Annotated in this window: 1 protein-coding gene and 1 pseudogene; one reads left to right on the top strand and one right to left on the bottom strand. The window is 55.2% G+C overall.

The window, feature by feature from the left end:
* The first annotated feature begins 59 nt into the window (after positions 1-59).
* The gene (locus tag L0C59_RS11060) at positions 60-407 is read left to right on the top strand and encodes a hypothetical protein (RefSeq protein ID WP_243091376.1); all 348 of its coding nucleotides are present in this window, start codon (positions 60-62) and stop codon (positions 405-407) included.
* A 59-nt stretch (positions 408-466) separates the two neighbouring features.
* Here the strand turns inward: L0C59_RS11060 and L0C59_RS11050 are convergent.
* Positions 467-928, bottom strand: a pseudogene (locus tag L0C59_RS11050) (transposase); the annotation flags it as partial.

Genomic DNA, 928 nt, shown 5'->3' with positions numbered 1-928 from the left:
GAAGGCGCGGAAGTCCCTTGGGGTTATGCCCTATGGAGGTTTTGACGTGTACATAGGGAGTGAACACGCTTCGGGTAATCGTCGATTCGTACAAAGACGAACTAACTCTCTACTGGGTCACCATCTCTGGCCCAAACGCGGAAGTGATGGCCCAACGCTACCTTCCTGTATTGGCCACCGTCTGGTTCGAGGGAAATGTGCTTCAAGAAGCAGCAGATTGGGTCCGATCGGGCATAAAAAAGGTTTCCCCGGGCAAACCTATCGTTCGTAGAGTCGGAGACGTGGAGATGGCCCTTGCAGGTGATCGGAACAGCATCTATAGCCTCACAATTCAACACAAGGACTACCAATCCTGGCTTTCGCCCCGGATCAAGGAAATGAAGGAACAAATCCTCAAAGAGAGGTAAAGTTTAGGGGAGTCCGTTCTGTAGCTTCTCCGCAGCTAAACCTAACCTAACCCAAGTTGCTACCCAAGCATTTGTTGAGCCAAGAGATTTAGGTTGTGGGCCAAGATGAAGGAGAGCACCTTGATCACAAAACCCTCCTGGGTCACCGCATGGATGCGCCGCGGGAAGAGGGCATGGAGCATACTGCCCACCGTCTCCACCACCCCCTAGGTGTTTCCCTCACGGGAAAGCAGCCGCCCCACAATGGCCAGGTACTGCAACCAAGGCACATACCGCCGGCTGTTCCTTCTACGGATGACCATGGGCACAATCCCCCCCCGCCTCCCGGAGGAGGTCTTCATAGAAGTGGCTTTCGTACCCCCGGTCCAGGTAGAGCTCCGCCCCTCGGGAAGGTCCAGGGGAAGAAGGAGCAAAGAGCTCAGATCATGTAGGCTTCCCGGGGTCAGGCTCACTTCATGGATAAACTTCCCGTCGTCCACCAGGAGGTGGAGCTTGAGGCCGTGGAAGTAGACCCGTTTGCT

The sequence above is a fragment of the Thermus neutrinimicus genome (assembly GCF_022760955.1).
GTDB classification, from domain to species: Bacteria; Deinococcota; Deinococci; order Deinococcales; family Thermaceae; genus Thermus; species Thermus neutrinimicus.
The sequence above is the reverse complement of the archived record's forward strand: the minus strand, read 5'-3'. Positions and strand labels throughout refer to the sequence as shown.